Below are 326 nucleotides of genomic sequence, written 5' to 3'. Positions count from 1 at the left end.
ATAGAGCAGGGCCACAACCAAGAGGCTGGCACTCACCAGGCCGCGCATGAAGCCATAGCGCACGCCCATGAGGATGGGCGCGAACACCACCCAGGGAAAGGCCAGGCCGACCATCAGGGGATCTTCCGGCACCAGCCAGAAACCCAGCCCCAGGGCGGCCGCCGTGACCAGCAGGGTTTCCAGCCAGGACAGGCGGCCACTGGCGCGGGGCGCCAGGGTGTAGTCCTTGTGGACGGATTGCAGGGCCATCAGCGCAGCTGCAGCTCTTGCGCGGTGCCGCGCAGGACCTTTTGCGCGGTGGCGGCCAGGCTCTCGCGCGACCAGCC

General features: G+C 68.7%; 1 pseudogene. It reads right to left on the bottom strand.

The features are described from left to right. Window positions 1–249 (bottom strand): annotated as a pseudogene (locus FS767_RS21895) (sugar transporter); the annotation flags it as partial. Window positions 250–326: the final 77 nt, after the last annotated feature.

The organism is Pseudomonas sp. DE0010 (assembly GCF_007680745.1).
GTDB lineage: Bacteria > Pseudomonadota > Gammaproteobacteria > Pseudomonadales > Pseudomonadaceae > Aquipseudomonas > Aquipseudomonas parafulva_B.
This window is presented reverse-complemented; position numbering and strand designations above follow the sequence as displayed.